This window comes from Lachnoclostridium sp. An138 (genome assembly GCF_002160765.1).
Taxonomy (GTDB): domain Bacteria; phylum Bacillota; class Clostridia; order Lachnospirales; family Lachnospiraceae; genus Laedolimicola; species Laedolimicola faecalis.
This window is the reverse complement of sequence record NZ_NFLF01000025.1, coordinates 23,440-42,893: the sequence shown is the minus strand read 5'-3', so window position 1 is coordinate 42,893 and position 19,454 is coordinate 23,440. Positions and strand designations below refer to the sequence as shown.

Below are 19,454 nucleotides of genomic sequence, written 5' to 3'. Positions count from 1 at the left end.
GCTGCTTCAACTTACGGAAAGCCATGCGCATAGCAAGGATGCAGGGACCTACCCCGCGGTTGTCAGAGACCTGATAGCCAAGAATGGAGCGGGATACCGCATCCATGATGAACCAGATGTATCCTTTGATCCCGCGGACTTTGATATAGGTTTCATCGGCGATAAAGGTGGTTCCGGTCTTATACTCATAGTTGTCAACGAAAGGCTTGATGACGAGGGCGGCAGTCCGGGCATAATTGGCGACCTGCTGGTGGGAGATCCGGATGTTGTAAAGATCTTTGAGAGCCTGAGAAGTCTTGCGCAGGGAGAGACCAAGATTTACATGGAGAGTCAGACAGAGCCCCATGACATGGGCGTTATGCCGGCTGAACTTCAGGGAAGAAGCATTTTTCGGAAGGGAGTTTAAATCCATGCGAAAGAAATCTACAGTGAATTCACGGTAGATGTAATGGAGCTTGTATTTATTTTTCCCGTAAGCCTCATTGAGATGTTCTGGCTCCACTTTTTTAAGGTTATGGAGATAGTAAGGGCATTTTGGGTTTACGCACTTATGCAGGACAAAGAACTTCCGGTCTTTCTTTGGGACAAGAGTATTCCCGCAGTGGGGACAGCGAAGTTTTATGGCAGAAAAGCGGTTATCCTGCTGAGAGAACTTCGCGTCACAGACTTTGCAGGAAAGCTGTCCTTTGGAGCCGTTGTTCTTGTAAAGATAGGGTTTTGGAGCCTGACAACGGGGACAGGAACATTCTTCTGGGATGTCACATTCGGACTGACGTTTGATGGGGCAGATCTTCTTGCCGTAACGCTTATGGAAGTAAGGAATCAGTTCCTTATAGGTCCAGTCCTGACGGAAATCCGTAATCAAAGGAAGTTCATCAATCTTGTACTTCTGGTATTTTGGGGAATGGGAGTCATCAAACGCCCACTGCTTGAGAGGGATGTATCTGCAGATAAAATTTAATAACCAGCAATTCAACTGATAAAGGTATTGAATAATGGTGAGAAGATAAAGTATAATGTCCATGAGCGTTGGCTCCTTTTGTATAAGGTTGGTTTGGCGATTGACATTATACCAGAAAAGGGAGGTCAATGCTCTTTTTATTTGCAAATCTCCGAAAAATCAAGGTAAAGCGTAACTTTTACAATAAAAAAAGAAGGTAGTTTTGACACTACCCTGTTGTATCAGGAGGAAAGAAAAATGAAGCTGATGATCGTAATTGTGCAGGAGCAGGATTATGATGCTCTGGCGAGACTGCTGATCAAAAACCGCATCCGGGCAACAAAGTTCAGGACGGAAGGTCTGTACTCCAGCAGGACCAATATTACACTGCTTATCTGTGTGGAGTCAGAGCGTGAGAAAGAAATTCTGGAGTATATCCGCCAGAGCTGTACGGAGCGCGAAGAAGAGTGCAAAGTATGGGAATATAATGGAAATGTAATGGTAGAGATGGAGCGCACGCTGAAAATAGGCGGAGCGACTATTTTTATCTCTGATGTAGAACGTTCTGTGAAGTTCTAATTGATTCTAACTGGCAGAATTCTGAAATGTCAGCACAGAATGACAAAAAAGGCTCCGCCTGTGCGGAGCCGGAGACAAAAAACCTGTTTCAAAAAAATTCCTTGTATTATCCAGTTAATTAATATAAAATATGTACTATAAATGAGGCAGCGTAACAGTAAAAGTAGTGCCGCGGCCGGGCGAGGATACGACATCGATTTGGCCGTAATGTGCCTTGACGATTTTCTGAGTGATAGCCAGGCCGAGACCTGTACCATTTGCTTTGTGAGAGGAAAACGGAGTAAAGAGCGTTTCAAGCGCTTCGGGTGTCATGCCGCAGCCATCGTCAGAAATCCGGATAATGATTTGATCCAGATATTTTCTGGCGGAAAGGGATACGCATCCGTCCTCCCCTGTAGATTCGAAGGCGTTTTTGAGAAGATTCAGAAATGCCTGTTTTAACTTTATGGGGTTTCCGAAGACCGGTGGAAGCTGCGAGGGCAGGTGAACGGCAAAGTTCTTTTTATGAGTCAGAATATAGGGCTGCAGACTTTCCTCCAGTGTACGGAACACTTCTTTTAAATCGACTTCACACATAAAAAAGCGGCGGCTGTCGCTGTAAGCGGCAAGGTCGTCGAGAAGCTGATTCAGATACTCCACGTCTTCCAGAGTCTGAGACCAGAACTGAAAATCTTTGACTTCCGGGTGAACAGATTCTATGAGCTGAAGAGAGCTGTTGATCAAAGTCAGAGGATTGCGTATTTCATGCGTTATTTTTGCGATTGTGAGATTGATGTCTTCCATAATTTGTATCACTCCTGTGCTTTAGTGTAGCATACATGGAAGCAATTGACAATATAGAACAAATCTGCAAAATTCGACAAAGAAAGTAAAAAAATTAAGATAACAGGAAAGGACAGGTATTATGAAAGAGGAAAACTGCATTTTTTGTAAAATCGCGAACGGAGAGATTCCTTCCGCTACCATTTATGAGGATGATGATTTTCGTGTTTTCCTGGATTTGAATCCGGCTGCGCGGGGACATGCGCTGATTGTTCCAAAGGAGCATTTTGCAAATCTTTTTGAGATGGATGAAGAGAGCTGCAAGAAAGCGATTGTCCTTGCCAAAAAGATCGGAAGCCGTATGAAAGAAAAGCTGGGATGCGACGGACTGAATCTGGTGCAGAACAACGGGGAAGCGGCAGGGCAGACAGTGTTTCATTTTCATATGCATCTTATTCCGCGGTACAAAGAGGATGGGGCAGGAATTACCTGGAAACCGGGCAGCCTGACACAGGAAGCCAAGGAAGAGCTGACGGCTCTTTTGAGTGAATAGAAAACCGGGATGTAAAGTTGTGAATGTGAATACGGAAGAGAAATTTCAGGAGATTTATGACAAATACAAGAATCTGGTACTGAAAGTAGCCTTCGATATGACGAAGGATTATTATCTGGCACAGGATATCTGTCAGGAAACATTTATGAGACTGTACGGGTATCAGGACAATATCATTGTGGAAAGAGTGAAAAGCTGGCTGGTAGTAGTTGCGTCCAATCTGGTCTATGACCACTGGAAGAAATCCAGCAGCCGGAGAGAAGTTCTGATAGACGGTCTCTGGGAAAATGAAACGGAACCGATAGAGCCCTCTTCCAGCGTGGAACTGGAGCGGGTCGAGTACAGAGGCCTCTGCAGCAATATGCTGGAGGCGCTGCGGGAGAAGAATGAAGACTGGTACGAGGCGCTGATTCTGGCGGAATACCTGGGAGTTCCCAGAAAACTGATTGCAAAGAAGCGTGGTGTCTCTCTGAGTACGATTGATAATTACATCCGGAAAGGCAGAAGCTGGATGAAAGAGAACTTTCAGGAAGAGTACAGAGAATTCTGAAAGGGAATGCAGCCGCATTCCCTTTCTATGCTATCCCATTCTATTCTTTATTCTCTATCCTCTATCCAGTCTATCCCGTTCAACGGCTGTCAGCTGTTTCTGCCGGCGGCTTCTTCGATAAGACTTATGATCGTCTCGATGGAATCCGTCTGCCGGCTTGCGGCCATGGCGTCAGACATTTTCTGACGGTTTTCATAGAGGGTATGGACGGCTGAGAGAAGAGAATCCGGGGTGATCTGCTCTTCCTCGAGCACCATGCTGAAGCCCTGCTTTTCAAAGGAGCGCGCGTTCAGAAGCTGATCTCCACGGCTGGAAGCAGCCGGAAGCGGAATCAGCAGGCTGGGTTTTCTTAAAGCAAGAAGCTCGCAGATAGCGTTCGCGCCGGCTCTTGAGATTACGATCTCGCAGAGAGCAAACAGATCTTTCAGCTCACTTTTGATGTACTCATACTGGACGTATCCGGAAAGGCCGGAAAGGGAAGGATCAAGCTTGCCTTTGCCGCAGAGGTGGATGACATGATAATCCTTCAGCAGCCGGGGAAGGACGCTCCGGACCGCTTCGTTTACCGCAGCGGCGCCGAGACTGCCGCCCATGACAAGAATGACAGGCTTGTCCGGTGAAAGTCCGGTGAAACGGAGAGCCTTCAGCGCGTCGCCTTTCAGAAGTTCCTGCCGGATCGGAGAACCGGTCAGCACGGCCTTTTCCTTCGGAAGATACTGAAGTGTTTCGGGAAAATTGCAGCACACCTTCCAGGCAGAAGGGATGCAGAGCTTATTTGCAAGACCGGGAGTCATATCAGATTCATGGATAATAGCCGGGATTTTAAAATGCCTGGCGGCTAGTACCACAGGGACAGAGACAAAACCGCCTTTGGAGAAGAGCACATCCGGTTTCAGTTTTTTGAGGATGCTTCTGGCTTCTCCATAGCCCTTTATCACCTTAAAGGGATCGGTAAAGTTTTTGGGGTCAAAATAACGGCGCAGCTTGCCGGAAGAAATGCCATAGTAAGGGATTTCAAATTCTTCAATGAGCTTTTTTTCGATGCCGTCATAAGATCCCATATATGAGATCTCGTAGCCCAGTTCCCGAAGCCTTGGGAGCAGAGCAATATTGGGGGTTACATGTCCGGCAGTTCCTCCGCCGGTCAGAAGAATTCGTTTCAATGATTCCACCTCCGTGAAAAACAGTCTATGTTTATTATGATAGGTTCCAACCGGTCTGTCAATTCATATTGGGAGAAATTAAGAGGAAGAAAATGAGGGAAAACAAATTCCGTAAATGGATAAGAACAGAAATAGAGACGGAAGCAGAAGCGCTGGAGAAAAAGGCAGAAGAGAACACAGAACTGTCGTCCCTTCATATGCCGGAAGATTCCTTTGCCGATCTGATGAGCCGGATTGAGGCCGAAAAGAAAAACGCAGCCGAAAATTCATCCGCGATCAGACCCTTCCATATCCGCAGGCGTACGCTTGTGGCTGTGGCGCTGGCAGCAGTTCTCCTGGCGGCCCTCGGCCTGGGCGCCAGCGGCGAAAGGCTCTTTGCTCCGACGGTGGAGAGCGAGATTGCGGATGGGGAGTATAATGTGACCATTATAAGCGGGGATGAAGAGATTTATATGGATGTTACGGAAGAAGAAGCTTATGATGAGATTGAGGATAGATTGGGGATATTGGCGCTGAGGCTTGGGTATAAGCCGAAGGGGATGGAGTTGACTAAAGTAACTATAGGTGAAGATATGGGCGAAGCCCAGATGGAGTTTTATTATGAAAGTGTTATTTTAAAAATTTATGAAAATAAACAGCATGAAAGAGCTGTTTTCGAAACACAAACCGATGGACAGATTATAGATAGCGTAGAAATGTTTCAGTATGATAAAGAAATTAATATTTTACAAATGAATGGAAATGATTCGGAACTTTTAGCAGTACAATTAGAAAATAGCAACGCATATTATTATGTTACTTCAAATCTAGATATAGAGGAGTTCAAAAGAATTGTTCAAGGAATATTCTTTGAAGTAATGTGATATTTGAAATGTTATTCGTATCTTTATTGTAGCAATTTGCTTCAAATTCAAAGAGAAAGGAGGGAAAATTGGAATATGAAAAAAATAGTTACAAGGATTGTATGTTTTCTTTTTGTAATTGGCTTATGGAATATTCAATCATTAAGTAGTCAAGCGGCAGAAATAACGGTACCAGGGTATCATGAATACATTACGACAGAAGAAGAAGTGATTGATACTTGGTATGGAATTGCAAGAGGAACCTATTTGCAGAGTGGCACAGTTGGATTGAAGAGTGCTGGAACAGGTAAGGTGAATGTTTCTGGTTTGACAAATGCAAATTCCGTATGTGACAAGGTTAAAGCAGCGGTTTATTTGGATGAAAGTGATGATGGTGGAAAGAGTTTTGGAACTATCGGAAGTTATTATTTTGAAGAAAAAAATACATCATCTTGCTATGGTAGTAAATCCAACATTTCTGTAACTTCAGGTTGGTGGTATTGCGTCCGGGGTGTACATACCGTAACAGAAGGCTCTACAACAGAAACTATCAGTACCCAAACCAAAGCAATGAAAGCATCCTAACCACCCGTCTTGCAACCGCAAGCACAAAAAGGCAACACACCAAAAAACAACTGAATATCGAAACCAAATCCTTATATGAGGTAACACAAAACACTTGAACACTTGATAACAAAAAAGTAACAAAAAATCAAAAACAAAGAATCACACAATCAACAACAACACACCCGAGAAGAGCCGGCAGGGGAGCGTATACCTGCCGGTCCTTCTCGTTATCCATCCAAAAGCAAGCTTCCAATCCCATGCGATACCGCCAATAGTTTCCGGCATCATAGGAGCCGGAAACCGCAAAACCCGAAACGGGTTGAAATTATATGGAAGTATTGGTAAAATAGATGAAAACGGACGCAGAAAGCGAGGTCGATTATGGGAAGAACAGGCATCATTGGAGCGATGGAAGAAGAGATTATTCTTTTGAAAGAAAAGATGGAGATAGAGGTTGTTGTGAAGAAGGCTTCCATGGAGTTCTATCAGGGAACTTTGAATGGAAAAGAGGTCGTGCTGGTGAAGAGCGGCATTGGCAAGGTAAATGCAGGGCTCTGCGCGCAGATTCTGGTGGATGTGTTTAATGTGAACCGGCTGATCAATACGGGAATTGCGGGCTCGCTGAAAGCGGAGATCAATATCGGAGATATCGTGCTTTCTTCGGACGCATTGCAGCATGATATGGACGCCCGGGCCTTTGGCTATGCAAGGGGCGAGATTCCCAGGATGGATACCTTGAGTTTTCCGGCGGACCCGGAGCTGATAGGGATGGCGAAGGCGGCCTGTGAGGAAGTGAATCCGGAGATTCAGGTGTTTGTGGGCCGTGTGGTAACGGGAGACCAGTTTGTGGCCGGACGGGAGACCAAGGAGGAGATCGCTTCCTGGACGGATGGATACTGCACCGAGATGGAAGGGGCTGCGATTGCGCAGGCTGCGTATCTGAACAAGGTGCCCTTTGTGATTGTGCGTGCGATTTCGGACAAAGCCGATGACAGCGCTTCCATGGATTATCCGGAATTTGAAAAGCAGGCCATTGAGCACAGCGTAAGGCTGGTGGAGAATTTTGTGGGCCGGATTCCGGACGATGTATTTTAAAAAACCCGGGAACATTTACAAAAAGAGGTTGTAGATATTAGAGGGACTGCAGAAAGCAGAAAGACTACAGAAAGCAAAGAGGCCGCAGAGAAACTGCAGAAAGCAGAGGACCTGGGGAAAAGAGAGAATATAGGAAGTATTAAGAAGTATAAAAATCATAGAAATTATAAAAATTATAAAAATAAGTAAGTTGGCGCCGGTGTGCCGGAGAACAGCGCGGTCAGAGAGCTGTCTTCCGGCATGCCGGCGCTGTATATTTGTATATTGCGGTATTTCAGAAAAAGCGGGAAAGCTGGGGAAAGCTGTCGGAAAAGGGAAATTTGCGGCGAGCGCCTGCTCTTTTTATTTTCCGGGCGCGCGGGTATAATGAAAGTAAAAACAGGACAAGCGGGGAGGAATTGGATGTTTCGGGTTTTTATCGTGATTGCCTGGGCAGTGCTCCTGGTGCTGCTGCTCTATCTGTGGGCGGATGTGCGGGAGATTGCCGGGATTGTAAAGGAAAGCAAACGGGAAATACTCCGCGGCAGCTTAAATGCCAGGGCGGCGGAGAGCTTCCCGAATTTTCAGGAGGAGGAGAAAAAAGAGAGGCAGAAAAATCGGGAAAAACAGGGAGCAGAAGAGAAGAAGCCGCAGGGGGTGCCGCTGAACGCGTCGGAGCAGCAGGTTCTGGATGAGGTTCTGACAGAATTCCTGGGATAACAGGAATTTAAAGGATATTTTTTCTGGCTGGAACTTGATCCCTATGACGTCATTTGCTAGAATGAAATAGGAGACGGCACAAGCCGGCGCAAAGAAAGGAAGAAAACGAAAATGAGCAATAAGATTTCATTTGACTATTCCAAGGCACTGAATGTAATTGGCGAAAACGAGATTCAGAGTATGGAAGCGATCGCGGAGAACGCGAAAGAGCTTCTTGTATCAGGCAAGGGAGCCGGAAATGACTTCATTGGCTGGGTGGATCTTCCTGTGAATTACGATAAGGAAGAGTTTGCGAGAATTCAGAAGGCGGCTGAGAAGATTCGCAGCGATTCTGACGTTCTTCTGGTCATCGGCATCGGCGGTTCCTATCTGGGAGCCAGAGCGGCCATCGAATTTCTGAAACACAGCTTTTTCAATGTGGTTTCCAAAGAGGTGCGTAAGGCTCCGGAAATCTATTTTGTGGGAAACAGCATCAGCAGCAAATATATTAAAGATCTGATGGATGTGATCGGAGACCGGGATTTCTCTGTGAACGTCATTTCCAAATCCGGTACCACCACGGAGCCGGCAATCGCTTTCCGCATTTTCAAGGAAATGCTGGAGAAAAAGTACGGAGAGGCTGAGGCCGCGAAGAGGATCTACGCGACCACAGACAAGGCAAAGGGAGCTCTTAAGAAGCTGTCTGACGAAAAGGGCTATGAGACTTTTGTAGTACCGGATAATGTAGGCGGACGTTTCTCTGTAACCACAGCGGTAGGACTTCTTCCGATTGCCGTAAGCGGCGCGGATATTCAGAAGCTGATGGAAGGAACCGCGGCAGCCAGAGAGGAAGCGCTGAACGCGCCTTTCGCTGAGAACAGCGCCATGCAGTATGCGGCGATCCGCAATATTCTGCTGCGCAAGGGCAAGGTGATCGAGGTTCTGGCAAATTACGAGCCCAGCCTGCACTATGTATCTGAGTGGTGGAAGCAGCTCTACGGCGAGAGCGAGGGCAAGGATCAGAAGGGTATCTTCCCGGCAGCGGTAGACCTTTCCACAGACCTGCACTCCATGGGACAGATGATTCAGGACGGCCAGCGCAATATGTTTGAGACTGTTCTGAATGTAGAGGAGAGTCCTGCTGAGATTACGATTCAGGAGGAAGCGGTAGATCTGGATGGCCTGAACTATCTGGCAGGAAAGACTGTTGATTTTGTAAATAAGAACGCGATGAACGGAACCGTTCTGGCGCATACGGACGGAAATGTTCCGAATCTTCGTATCAATATTCCCTGCCAGGACGAGTACTGCCTGGGCCAGCTCTTCTATTTCTTCGAATTTGCGGTAGGCGTAAGCGGTTACATTCTGGGCGTGAATCCTTTCAATCAGCCGGGCGTGGAAGCTTATAAGAAGAACATGTTTGCTCTGCTTGGAAAGCCGGGCTATGAGAAAGAGCGCGAGGAGCTCCTGAAGAGACTGTAAAGCATGAAATTAAATATTATTTATGAGGATGAGCACCTGCTGGTTTTGTACAAGCCAGCGGGTGTTCCCGTTCAGAGCGCCCGCGTGGGCGCGAAGGACTGTGAAAGTCTGGTAAAAAATTATCTTTATGAAAAGAATCCGGGAAAGGGAGCGCCCTATCTCGGAATTGTGCACCGCCTGGATCAGCCGGTGGAGGGCCTGGTTCTGTTTGCCCTTACGCAAAAGGCGGCAGCGGATTTAAGCCGTCAGTCGTCAGAGAGAAAAATGGAAAAAACTTACCTGGCGGTCCGCCATGTTGTGGATAACAGAGATGTGGATATTCACAAAAGACAGAATATATGTGGAAAACCACCCGAAAATGTGGAAAAATTGGTGGATAACTGGACCGAATGCGTGGATTTTCTGTGTAAGAATGGAAAAGAAAACCGTTCGGAAATCGTTCCTTCGTCCCGGCCGGGAGCGAAAAAGGCGGTTCTGCGTTACCGGGTTCTGGAGCGGAAAGAGGGCAGAGAGCTTGTAGAAATCCGCCTTGAGACAGGGCGGCACCATCAGATCCGGGTCCAGATGGCGGGGAGGGGAATGCCTCTTGTGGGTGACCGGAAGTATGGCATGGAGAATGTCGAAAACTGTGTGGATAATGTGGATAACCTTTTTCCGGCATTGTGTGCATACAGGCTCCGGTTCCGCCACCCGTCCACAGGAAAATGGATGGAATTTGAGGTTAAACCACAAAATCCTGTGTTTTCCACTTTTTTATCCACAAAATAGCGAGTTATCCACATCTAAGTCCACAGGCAGACTGGATGAATGTAGCAGGGTAAAACTCTTCAATCTGCAGATACTATTTCTGACAGAAGTGCAGTTCCGCGGCCGGCGAAAATGCGCAGGCCGGCCCGGAAAAGCGCTGAGGTCGGAAAGAGTTGCAAAAGGAGAGGCGGCCCATGGACTGGATCAGAAAAAATCATATCATATGGAAAAAAATCGGAATCACAGCAGGCGTCTATCTGGGTATGAAATATCTGGTGCCTCTTTTGATTCCTTTTTTTATTGCGGCTCTGCTGGTGTGCTGGTGCTGGCCTCTGCTTCAGTGGGCCCAGAGGCGGCTTCGCATAAAACCGGCCTTCGTAATGGCAGTTCTTCTGATTCTGGCGGCGGCCCTCCTGGCGGGATTGGGAATCTGGCTGGGGAAAAGCATCGGAGAGCTGGCCCGGCACCTGGCAGAGATGTTTACAAAACCGGGAACGGCTGAGAACATTCTTTATGAATGCTGCGATGGACTCAGCGAGCTGATGCATCTGGAATCGGAGGATGTCCGCGTCTTCGTGACAGAGCAGTTGAACGTATTTCGGGATCACGCCAGACAGAATATTCTGCCTGGCGCCTTCGGCGGCTCCTGGGAATTTCTTAAAGGCGCGGGCGCCTGGGGAGCGGCTCTCCTGGTGACGGGCGTGGCCCTTCTTCTGATTGCGGAGGATTTTGAAAAGATTCGGGAAATGGGAAGAAAGTGGCCCCTCTATGAGGCTGTGTCTTCCGTCATTCGGGGAATTTTGCGCTCTGTGGGCGGATACCTGCGGGCGCAGTGCATTATCATGGGTATCGTCATGCTGCTTTGCACAGCCGGAATCTGGATATCCGGTACAGTTTCCAATCCCATACTGGCCGGAATCGGAATCGGGTTTCTGGATGCTCTGCCGGTATTCGGGACGGGGACGGTCTTCCTGCCCTGGGCGCTGGTCCTCGTCTTTCAGAAAAATTATTCAGCAGCCCTGATTCTGGCGGTTACTTACGGAGTCTGCGTGCTGGCCAGAGAGATTCTGGAGCCAAAGCTGATCGGCGGAAAGCTGGGAATCCTGCCCGTGGTGATTCTGGCCAGCGTGTATGCGGGAGTAAAGCTTTACGGTTTCGGGGGAATTCTTCTGGGACCGTTGTCCGTGCTTCTGATACAGGAACTGTGGAGGCAGGTGGACGCGGCAGAGGCGAAGAGCTTAAGCGGGGCGCCGGAGCTTTAGGGAAAGACTGTTGAAACCTCAATTTTGGGCAAAACATTTTTGCCCTGGGTTTTTCCGTTAGTAAATAGACAATGGAGTTTGAGTTTGTTTGGTTCCATTTTTCACGTATGACGGGCATGCTGTCAGCCTGTGGAGAAAGTTTCAAGGAACGTAATTGTTAGCGAACAAAAACTGATATGAGGCGTATATGGAGGATAAGCTGGTCTGAGGCAGTGAAGTCCTAAAGAGGCAACTGTGATTCATGTGCGTAAATTAAGCAGATAGACGAGAAAAGACTGACCGGCTTATACCATGAGGTCTTATGGACGGTGATACTTACCTTAGTAACAGCAAACTGTGAAAAGTCCGCAGAAGTCATAGTAAGCAAAGCCCTAAAATAGATGGTGTCGAAGAGCTGGACAATATAACCATGCAATCAAATATATGCCGTGTAGAATGTCTGACAGCAGAAATGTCAGCTGTTGTAAATATACAGCTTGAGGAAATGATTGGGTTTTGATAAAATACAAAATATAGTGACGAGTTTGAGAAAATGAATATCTATTTTTAGATAGTGTGTTGGTGTTTTAGAAAGTGAACGGCAAATGAGAAGATTAAACGATACTTATACGATTGTGGATGAAATTGGATCAGGTGGTGGAGGGGTTGTATATAAAGCCTACCATGAACGTTTGAAAACTTATGTAGTTGTAAAACAGATTAAAGAGAATGTGAAAGGGATTCTGGAAAGTAGGGCAGAAGCAGATATTCTGAAAAGGCTCAGACATGCTTATCTTCCCAGAATCTACGATTTTCTGGAAATTGACGGTGATATCTATACGGTAATTGATTATATACCAGGGGAGAGCTTAGACAAGCTATTAAAAGAGCAGAAGGCCTTCCCGTCGGAACAAGTATATCGGTGGGCGCTCCAGTTGGCAGAGGTATTGGATTATTTGCATCGTCAAGCACCACCGGTAATTCACAGTGATATAAAACCTGCTAATATTATGCTTACTCCGGAGGGAGATATCTGTCTTATTGATTTCAATATTTCACTGGCGGTTGACAGTAATCATAAGCATTCTGTCGGTATCAGCGGAGGATATTCTCCTCCGGAGCAGTATCGAAGTATGGCTATGTACCGGAGTCTTTCTGATATACAGGAAACAGTGAATGATGAAACAGTGCTTTTATCAGAAAAGGAAACGGATGCAGCCTTCACTGATATTAAAGATATTGTCGGACGCGGAGTGGATGAACGCTCTGATATTTACAGTTTAGGCGCTACGCTCTATCATCTTCTTACAGGTGTCAAACCGGAAAAGGATTTTGAAAGGATTGTTCCTATTGATCAGTATCAGATTAATATGAGCGAAGGCTTTCGGATAATCTTGAAAAAAATGATGCAGCTTTGTCCAGAGAACCGGTATCAAAATGGCGGTGAACTTCTGGAAGCGTTTCATCATATTTATGAATTGGATACAGAGTATCGGGAATACAAAAATAAAAGGCGTAGGATGAAGCTGACAGCGTTAGCTTTACTGTCTTCTGGCATTTTGCTTCTGGCATTTGGAACAGCAGTGCGTCATAAAGAAAAGAACACCTTATATTATCAAAATATAGATGTTGCTGAGCAGGCGATAGAGAATGGAAATTTTGAAGATGCGGAAAAGCATCTGGAAATGGCCAAAGAAATTTTTTCTCAAAAAATTGATGCTTACGAAAAAGAAGCACTTCGCCAATATCAGATGGGGGAGTATGAAAAATGTGTTCATTATATTTCGCGCCTCATGCAGGATCCTCCATTCTTGGCAGAGAATGAGGATGATGATTACATACTGGCTGAACTGTATTATATTGCGGGACATGCTTTTATGGAGATGGAGGATTATTCTAACGCGGCGCTGAACCTGAAAAATGCAGTCAGACTTGACCAGTCCAATAGCGTTTATTTTCGGGACTATGCGTTATCCCAGGCGAAAGAAGGAAGCGTGGACGAGGCTGAATCTGCATTGCAGGAAGCAGTACAGCTTGGGCTTGGCGAGGATTCTATCTACATGGTTCAGGGAGAGATTGCTTTTGCGAAAGGGGAGATCGATGCGGCGCTGGAATATCTGGAGAAGACGATTCGAACCAGTGTTGACGCCGAGTTGAGACATCGGGCGGTGCTTTTATGTGACGATGTATATAAAGAAAAAGGAAACAGTTATTTGGATGAAGAAATTGCTTTTTTGGAACAGGAAGAAGGCCGCGCGTCAGGGTCGGCATCTGTTATGAGTTTGACGGAACGCTTGGCAGATGCCTATGCCAGAAAAGCAGAAGTGGACATTGACAATCAGGAAAAGTATTATCAGAAGTCTCTGGAAAAATTTCTCACACTGTATGAGTCCGGCTACTCTACCAGACAGATGATGGAGAATCTGGCAATTGTGTATCAGGCATTGGGAGAATATGATCATGCGGAAGAAATGCTCTTCGCTATGACAGAAAAATATCCGGACTCCTACATCAGCTACAAACGTTTGGCGTATATGGAAGCTGAACGCCAGCAGGAGAAAGACATTCAAAACAGGGATTATAGTTTGATGAAGGAGTATTATGATCGGGCAAAAGAACTTTATGGAGTTCAGGATACAGATCAGGAAATGCAGATGCTGGATAATCTGATACAGGATTTGAAGGATGGAAATTGGCTGTGAGTTAAGAATGAACGCTTTTATAGGATATAAGAGTGCAGTTATAAAAAAGGGGAGAAAATGAGTGCGGGATTACTAATGATGGGTGCGGGTATCGTTTTGTGTGCAGCAGGACTGAGCTTTATGGTCTGGATTGCAGTGACTGCGAAAAGTGCAAAGAAGAAAATCATGGATAAAATGGAGAAGAATTACTGATGAGAATGAAAAAGTGGATTATAGCAATTTGTGTGGCGGGGGTATTTTTATGCGCCTGCAGCAGTCAGTCCCGCTGGCAGAAGCAGTATGATTTAGGTATTCAATATCTGATAGACGAAAATTATGAAGAGGCTGTTGTAGCTTTTCAGGCTGCTATAGAAGTGGAACCGAATCAGGCGGAAGGCTATCAGGGAATAGGGCAGGCTTATCAGGGACAGGCACAGACACTGATTGCAGAAAATAGCTGGGAAGAAGGACTGGAGTATTACCGTCTTGCAGTACAGGCATATGAAACGGCAGCAGAACTGAAATCTTCTGCAGAAAACACGGAAGATGAATTGGATGATTTGCGTGCTGAGATTAGTAAGCTGGAAGACGAAATTGAATTGTTGGAGATTCTGAATACAAATCAGGTAGAAGGAAATGCACAGGATTATCTGGAACTGATAGAATCTGTCAGACAATGCTGTAGTGCAGAAGATTATGATCAGGTATATGAATTGATGCAGGGAGAAACTTTCCTGACGCTGCGGAATTTTTGCACAAAGCAAAAACCATTAATTGTTATGGGAGAAGATGGTATTGGACTGGGATTTTATGTGGGAGGTTTTGTTTATTATGGCGAATATTCGGGTCAGATGAGAGAAGGGGAAGGAGTGTGGCTGCGAATAATTTCTGATGATCAGATAGAACAACAGTATCTGGCGCAGGGAAGCTGGGAAAGTGATATGCCGAACGGACAGTTTGAAGTAAGTATCATAGATAAGCAGCAAGACTCTCGTAATAAAACGGTGGGAACGGTTATCAATGGACTCTGGGATGGTCCGGCACAGGAAATAGGGAATGATGGTTATATTTATAATGTATCATTTACAATGGGGAAATATGATGTGTTGTTTACAGATGTCACTACAGAAGGAAAAACTGAATATTTTATAAGTGCGGACGGTCACAGATCGAGGGCTGTTTTAAATACTGAACATATTCATAGGATCGAGGGAACTGGATATTAAGTTGAGGAGGGAGTTTTGAGAATGAAAAAATATATTTTTGTAGTCTGTATTATGTGTATTTTTCTAACTGCTTGCAGTGGAAGGCTTGAGCTTCAGATTCGTGAGCAATTAGATTTGGGAACACAGTATTTATCTGAGGGACAGTATGAAGAAGCGATTGTTGCGTTTCAAAAAGTGATCACGCTGGAACCGAAACAGGTGGAGGCCCATAAAGGGTTAGGACAGGCGTATCAATATTGTGGAGAAGCTGTTGAAGATATAGTAGAAAAGCGTGATTATTTCAGCCAGGCTGCAGAAGAATATGAAGTAGTTTTGGAACAGAATCCTGAGGATACAGAGGTGCAGGAATGGCTTGAAACAGTGCTTAATCAGATTGAAGAGCTTGATCAGCAGATAGAAGCTCAAAAACAGGAAGAATTAGTCCGGGAAGAGTATGCGGATTTGCTGGCTAATATTTTAGATTTATTTGTTTCGGAAGATTATGAACAGATCTATGAGCTGATGCGTGGAGAAGAATATGCGGAGCTGTGTAAAAACTTTCAGGGAGATTTGATTTTTCTTCAGGAAGGTAATATAGGGCTGGGATTTTACGTACATGGAATATATTATGGAGAATATGAAGGACGGATCCGACAGGGAGAAGGCATATGGATGTGCAATTATGGGATGGCAGAAGAAGAGTGGATGTATGTAGCTCAAGGGACCTGGGAGCAGGATTTGCCCAATGGAGAATTTACAGAAGAAATACAAACGTCTAATTCGGAAATGATAACGAAAGGAAGAGTGATAGACGGAGTATGGGATGGTCCGGCAACAGAAGAGACGACATATACAGATGGACGTAAAGAAACTTATCAGATATCTTTTACGGATGGAAAATTTGATATTTTGAGGACCTATGTAGGTGGTGATGGAGACATCATATATGTGTATGGAGATAATGGCGAGGATGAGGCGGCGACTTCGGATATAGATTATCTTCGTGTAATTTCAGGGACTGAGTTTTAATGGCTCAAGACAGATAAAGAATAAAATTACAGAATAAGCAAAAAAACACAGAAATAATACTATTCCGCGTCATATAATTCTTATGAATTATGTGACGCGATAGTTTTAGACGTAGATATCAGGGAATGAGCGGATGAAGATGAACTTACGAGATTTCGTAGTCTTGCAGTTTTAGGCACTGGAAGGCTTGACAAAGACTGTCCCGGGGCGATAGAATAACTAGAAGATACGCCCTGTTCACGGGCAGTCTGGATATAGAATATCTGCCCCGGGGCGGCGAGAGGAGAGAGCAAATGGCAAAGGAGAAGAAGCTGGTAGAAGAGATCACATCGATGGATGTGGATTTTGCCCAGTGGTATACGGACGTTGTAAAGAAAGCGGAGCTTACGGATTATACGAGCGTGAAGGGCTGCATGGTCATCAAGCCGGCAGGCTACGCGATTTGGGAAAATATTCAGAAGGAGCTGGACGCTCGGTTCAAGGCGGTGGGAGTAGAGAATGTGTACCTGCCCATGTTCATTCCGGAGAGCCTGCTTCAGAAGGAAAAGGATCATGTAGAAGGCTTTGCGCCGGAGGTGGCCTGGGTAACCCATGGCGGAATGGAAGAGCTGCAGGAGCGCCTGTGCGTACGTCCGACCTCCGAGACCCTGTTCTGTGATTTTTATGCGAAGGAGATCCAGTCTTACCGGGATCTGCCGAAGGTGTACAATCAGTGGTGTTCTGTAGTGCGCTGGGAAAAGACCACGCGTCCTTTCCTGCGTTCCAGGGAGTTCCTGTGGCAGGAAGGCCATACGGCACACGCTACTGCGGAGGAAGCCGAAGAGAGAACCCAGCAGATGCTGAATGTATATGCGGACCTCTGCGAGGAGGTGCTGGCCATTCCCGTTATCCGCGGACGCAAGACGGACAAGGAGAAATTCGCGGGAGCGGAGGCGACCTACACCATCGAATCCCTGATGCATGACGGAAAAGCTCTTCAGTCAGGCACCAGCCATAATTTCGGCGACGGCTTTGCAAAGGCCTTCGGAATTCAGTATACGGCAAAGGACAATACGCTTCAGTACGTGCATCAGACCTCCTGGGGAATGACCACGCGTATGATCGGAGCGATCATTATGGTGCACGGAGACAACAGCGGCCTGGTGCTGCCGCCGCGGATCGCGCCGACCCAGGTGATGGTGATCCCGATTGCGCAGCACAAGGAAGGCGTGCTGGACAAGGCATATGCCATCCGTGACGAGTTGATTCAGGCAGGCTTCAAGGTCAAGGTGGATGACTCTGACAAGAGTCCCGGCTGGAAGTTTTCCGAGCAGGAGATGAAGGGAATTCCGGTGCGTATCGAGATCGGGCCCAAGGATATTGAGGCGGGACAGGCAGTCATTGTACGCCGCGATACCCGCGAGAAGATTGTGACAGCTCTGGAGAATCTTTCCGCGAAGCTGGCTCAGGTCCTGGATACCATGCAGAAGGAGATGCTGGAGCGCGCGAGAGCTCACAGAGACTCCCACACCTATGACGTACAGACTTATGAGGAGTTTGTAAAGACTATCAATGAGAAACCGGGCTTTGTGCGCGCCATGTGGTGCGGCGATCAGGCCTGCGAGGATAAGATTAAGGAAGATACGACTGCTACGGCCCGCTGCATGCCGTTCAAGCAGGAGAAGCTTTCCGATGTGTGCGTCTGCTGCGGAAAGCCCGCGAAAGCGCTCGTATACTGGGGCAAGGCGTACTAAGGGAAGGCGTACGGAATAATAAAGGAATCATAAACCAAAAACCATTATCACATTATAAATTATAATAAGAAAAAAGCTGTTCGGGGAAATCTGAGCAGCTTTTTTTGCGGCCTGTTTAGCGTCGGTGTACCAAGGGCGTATTGCCCCTTGGTACACCGACGCTGCCATTTTTGTTTTCATGAGTTGAAACAAATTCCGGTCTGGGCTATAATAACCTGTAAATCAAGGAAATTCACAGGTGGAAAGGAAGACCTCATGATACGAATCCAGATCCCGGAAAAAGCAAATCATATCATATCAGTTCTCACAGAAGCCGGCTTCGAGGCTTACGTGGTGGGCGGCTGCGTCCGCGACGCCATTCTGGGGCGGAACGCGGCGGACTGGGATATCACGACGAACGCCCGGCCGGAGCAGGTGAAGGCGCTCTTTCCCAGGACGCTGGATACGGGGCTTCAGCATGGGACGGTGACGGTCATGCAGGGGAGAGAGGGCTTTGAGGTCACCACCTACCGGATCGACGGGGAGTATTTGGACGGCCGCCATCCGGAAAAGGTGACGTTCACGCCCAGTCTGCTGGAGGATTTGAAAAGGCGGGACTTTACGGTTAACGCCATGGCATACAATGACAGGGAAGGGCTTGTGGATGCCTTTGACGGCCTCGGCGATCTGAAGCGGGGCCAGATCCGCTGTGTGGGCGATCCGAGAGAGCGGTTTACGGAGGACGCGCTGCGCATCTTAAGGGCAGTGCGCTTTTCCGCCCAGCTGGATTTTGCCATAGAGGAAAAGACGAAGGCGGCCCTCTCCGAATTCGCGCCCCGTCTGTCCAAAGTCAGCGCGGAACGGATTCAGACCGAGCTGGTCAAGCTTCTTACCTCCCCCCATCCGGAGACATTTCGGGTTCTGTGGGAGACGGGGATTTCGGCTGTGATTCTTCCGGAATTTGACGCCTGCATGGAGACGCCTCAGAATCATCCGCATCACTGCTGGTCCGCGGGAGAGCATATTCTGCATGCGCTGCCCTTTGTGGAGGCGGATAAGACGCTGCGTCTGGCGGTTCTGCTTCATGACATTGGAAAACCTCTGACCCGGACCACAGATGAGCAGGGAATCGATCATTTCTACAATCATGCCCAGAAGGGCGCGGAGCTTGCCAATCAGATTCTTCGCCGGCTGAAATTTGACAACGATACCCGGAAGAAGGCAGTGAAGCTGGTGCTGGTTCACGATGATCTGCAGATCCCGGCCACCCAGAGAGGCGTGCGCCGGGCGGTGCACCGGATAGGAGCGGATATTTTTCCGGATTACCTGAAGGTGCGCCGGGCTGACATTCTGGCGCAGAATCCGGCGCTTCAGGAAGAAAAGCTGGAAGCCCTGGCGGAAATAGAACGGCTGTATAAGAAAATTCTGGAGGAGCAGGAGTGCCTGTCCCTGAAGGAGCTGGCTGTGACGGGCAGGGATCTGATTGACGCGGGAATGAAGCCCGGACCTCAGCTTGGACAGACCTTAAACGAGCTTCTGGAGCTGGTCATCGAGCATCCGGAATATAATACAAAAGAATCGCTTTTAAAAAGAATAATACCCCCCGTTTCTTCATAGATTTGAAAGGA

General features: G+C 47.0%; 19 protein-coding genes. 16 read left to right on the top strand and 3 right to left on the bottom strand.

Features of this window, described 5'->3' with window-relative positions; genetic code table 11:
• Nucleotides 1-1,024: DDE-type integrase/transposase/recombinase (locus tag B5E82_RS18895; RefSeq protein ID WP_087308485.1), on the bottom strand; the 1,024-nt coding region annotated here is incomplete at its 3' end.
• A gap of 174 nt (nucleotides 1,025-1,198) precedes the next feature.
• On the opposite strand from B5E82_RS18895, the gene B5E82_RS15690 reads away from it, so the two are divergent.
• Nucleotides 1,199-1,519 (top strand): cyclic-di-AMP receptor, encoded by a 321-nt coding sequence (locus B5E82_RS15690; RefSeq protein ID WP_087308480.1) that lies wholly within the window; start codon nucleotides 1,199-1,201, stop codon nucleotides 1,517-1,519.
• A 135-nt stretch (nucleotides 1,520-1,654) separates the two neighbouring features.
• On the opposite strand, the gene B5E82_RS15685 is transcribed toward B5E82_RS15690, so the two are convergent.
• Complete coding sequence (locus B5E82_RS15685) at nucleotides 1,655-2,302, bottom strand: sensor histidine kinase (protein WP_087308479.1); 648 nt, start codon at nucleotides 2,300-2,302, stop codon at nucleotides 1,655-1,657.
• A 121-nt stretch (nucleotides 2,303-2,423) separates the two neighbouring features.
• Here B5E82_RS15685 and B5E82_RS15680 point away from each other — a divergent pair, with 121 nt between their 5' ends.
• Both B5E82_RS15680 and B5E82_RS15675 read left to right on the top strand, forming a co-directional pair.
• Nucleotides 2,424-2,834 (top strand): HIT family protein, encoded by a 411-nt coding sequence (locus B5E82_RS15680; protein WP_087308478.1) that lies wholly within the window; start codon nucleotides 2,424-2,426, stop codon nucleotides 2,832-2,834.
• Between the two features lie 19 nt (nucleotides 2,835-2,853).
• Nucleotides 2,854-3,384, top strand: a complete 531-nt coding sequence (locus tag B5E82_RS15675) for an RNA polymerase sigma factor (RefSeq protein ID WP_162610804.1) — start codon at nucleotides 2,854-2,856, stop codon at nucleotides 3,382-3,384.
• An 89-nt stretch (nucleotides 3,385-3,473) separates the two neighbouring features.
• On the opposite strand, the gene B5E82_RS15670 is transcribed toward B5E82_RS15675, so the two are convergent.
• Nucleotides 3,474-4,547 carry an undecaprenyldiphospho-muramoylpentapeptide beta-N-acetylglucosaminyltransferase gene (locus B5E82_RS15670; RefSeq protein ID WP_087308476.1) on the bottom strand — a complete coding sequence of 358 codons (1,074 nt, stop codon included), beginning with the start codon at nucleotides 4,545-4,547 and terminating at the stop codon, nucleotides 3,474-3,476.
• A gap of 92 nt (nucleotides 4,548-4,639) precedes the next feature.
• Between B5E82_RS15670 and B5E82_RS15665 the strand changes: the two genes are divergently transcribed.
• From B5E82_RS15665 to B5E82_RS15610, 13 genes are all read left to right on the top strand, one after another.
• Nucleotides 4,640-5,410 (top strand): DUF4367 domain-containing protein, encoded by a 771-nt coding sequence (locus tag B5E82_RS15665; protein ID WP_087308475.1) that lies wholly within the window; start codon nucleotides 4,640-4,642, stop codon nucleotides 5,408-5,410.
• Nucleotides 5,411-5,485: 75 nt separating this feature from the next.
• Nucleotides 5,486-5,974: a DUF6147 family protein gene (locus B5E82_RS15660; protein WP_087308474.1), complete on the top strand. Its 489-nt coding sequence runs from the start codon at nucleotides 5,486-5,488 to the stop codon at nucleotides 5,972-5,974.
• A gap of 363 nt (nucleotides 5,975-6,337) precedes the next feature.
• The gene (locus tag B5E82_RS15655) at nucleotides 6,338-7,051 is read left to right on the top strand and encodes a 5'-methylthioadenosine/adenosylhomocysteine nucleosidase (protein WP_087308473.1); all 714 of its coding nucleotides are present in this window, start codon (nucleotides 6,338-6,340) and stop codon (nucleotides 7,049-7,051) included.
• Between the two features lie 402 nt (nucleotides 7,052-7,453).
• Nucleotides 7,454-7,750, top strand: a complete 297-nt coding sequence (locus B5E82_RS15650; protein ID WP_087308472.1) for a hypothetical protein — start codon at nucleotides 7,454-7,456, stop codon at nucleotides 7,748-7,750.
• A gap of 111 nt (nucleotides 7,751-7,861) precedes the next feature.
• Nucleotides 7,862-9,211, top strand: coding sequence for a glucose-6-phosphate isomerase (locus B5E82_RS15645; RefSeq protein ID WP_087308471.1), 1,350 nt, complete (start codon nucleotides 7,862-7,864; stop codon nucleotides 9,209-9,211).
• Between the two features lie 3 nt (nucleotides 9,212-9,214).
• On the top strand, nucleotides 9,215-9,979 hold the full coding sequence (locus B5E82_RS15640; protein ID WP_087308470.1) for an RluA family pseudouridine synthase: 765 nt from the start codon (nucleotides 9,215-9,217) through the stop codon (nucleotides 9,977-9,979).
• A 173-nt stretch (nucleotides 9,980-10,152) separates the two neighbouring features.
• The gene (locus tag B5E82_RS15635; RefSeq protein ID WP_087308469.1) at nucleotides 10,153-11,220 is read left to right on the top strand and encodes an AI-2E family transporter; all 1,068 of its coding nucleotides are present in this window, start codon (nucleotides 10,153-10,155) and stop codon (nucleotides 11,218-11,220) included.
• Between the two features lie 584 nt (nucleotides 11,221-11,804).
• Nucleotides 11,805-13,901: a serine/threonine-protein kinase gene (locus B5E82_RS15630; RefSeq protein WP_087308468.1), complete on the top strand. Its 2,097-nt coding sequence runs from the start codon at nucleotides 11,805-11,807 to the stop codon at nucleotides 13,899-13,901.
• Nucleotides 13,902-13,958: 57 nt separating this feature from the next.
• Entirely contained in the window at nucleotides 13,959-14,093 is a 135-nt protein-coding gene (locus B5E82_RS18640) for a hypothetical protein (RefSeq protein ID WP_275533170.1), read from the top strand.
• Entirely contained in the window at nucleotides 14,093-15,106 is a 1,014-nt protein-coding gene (locus tag B5E82_RS15625) for a tetratricopeptide repeat protein (RefSeq protein ID WP_087308467.1), read from the top strand. The genes B5E82_RS18640 and B5E82_RS15625 overlap by 1 nt, the downstream gene beginning before the upstream one ends.
• A gap of 21 nt (nucleotides 15,107-15,127) precedes the next feature.
• Nucleotides 15,128-16,114, top strand: a complete 987-nt coding sequence (locus tag B5E82_RS15620; RefSeq protein ID WP_087308466.1) for a tetratricopeptide repeat protein — start codon at nucleotides 15,128-15,130, stop codon at nucleotides 16,112-16,114.
• 293 nt (nucleotides 16,115-16,407) lie between these two features.
• Nucleotides 16,408-17,847, top strand: coding sequence for a proline--tRNA ligase (gene proS / locus B5E82_RS15615; protein ID WP_087308465.1), 1,440 nt, complete (start codon nucleotides 16,408-16,410; stop codon nucleotides 17,845-17,847).
• Between the two features lie 258 nt (nucleotides 17,848-18,105).
• Nucleotides 18,106-19,443 carry a CCA tRNA nucleotidyltransferase gene (locus tag B5E82_RS15610; RefSeq protein WP_087308484.1) on the top strand — a complete coding sequence of 446 codons (1,338 nt, stop codon included), beginning with the start codon at nucleotides 18,106-18,108 and terminating at the stop codon, nucleotides 19,441-19,443.
• Nucleotides 19,444-19,454 lie beyond the last annotated feature (11 nt).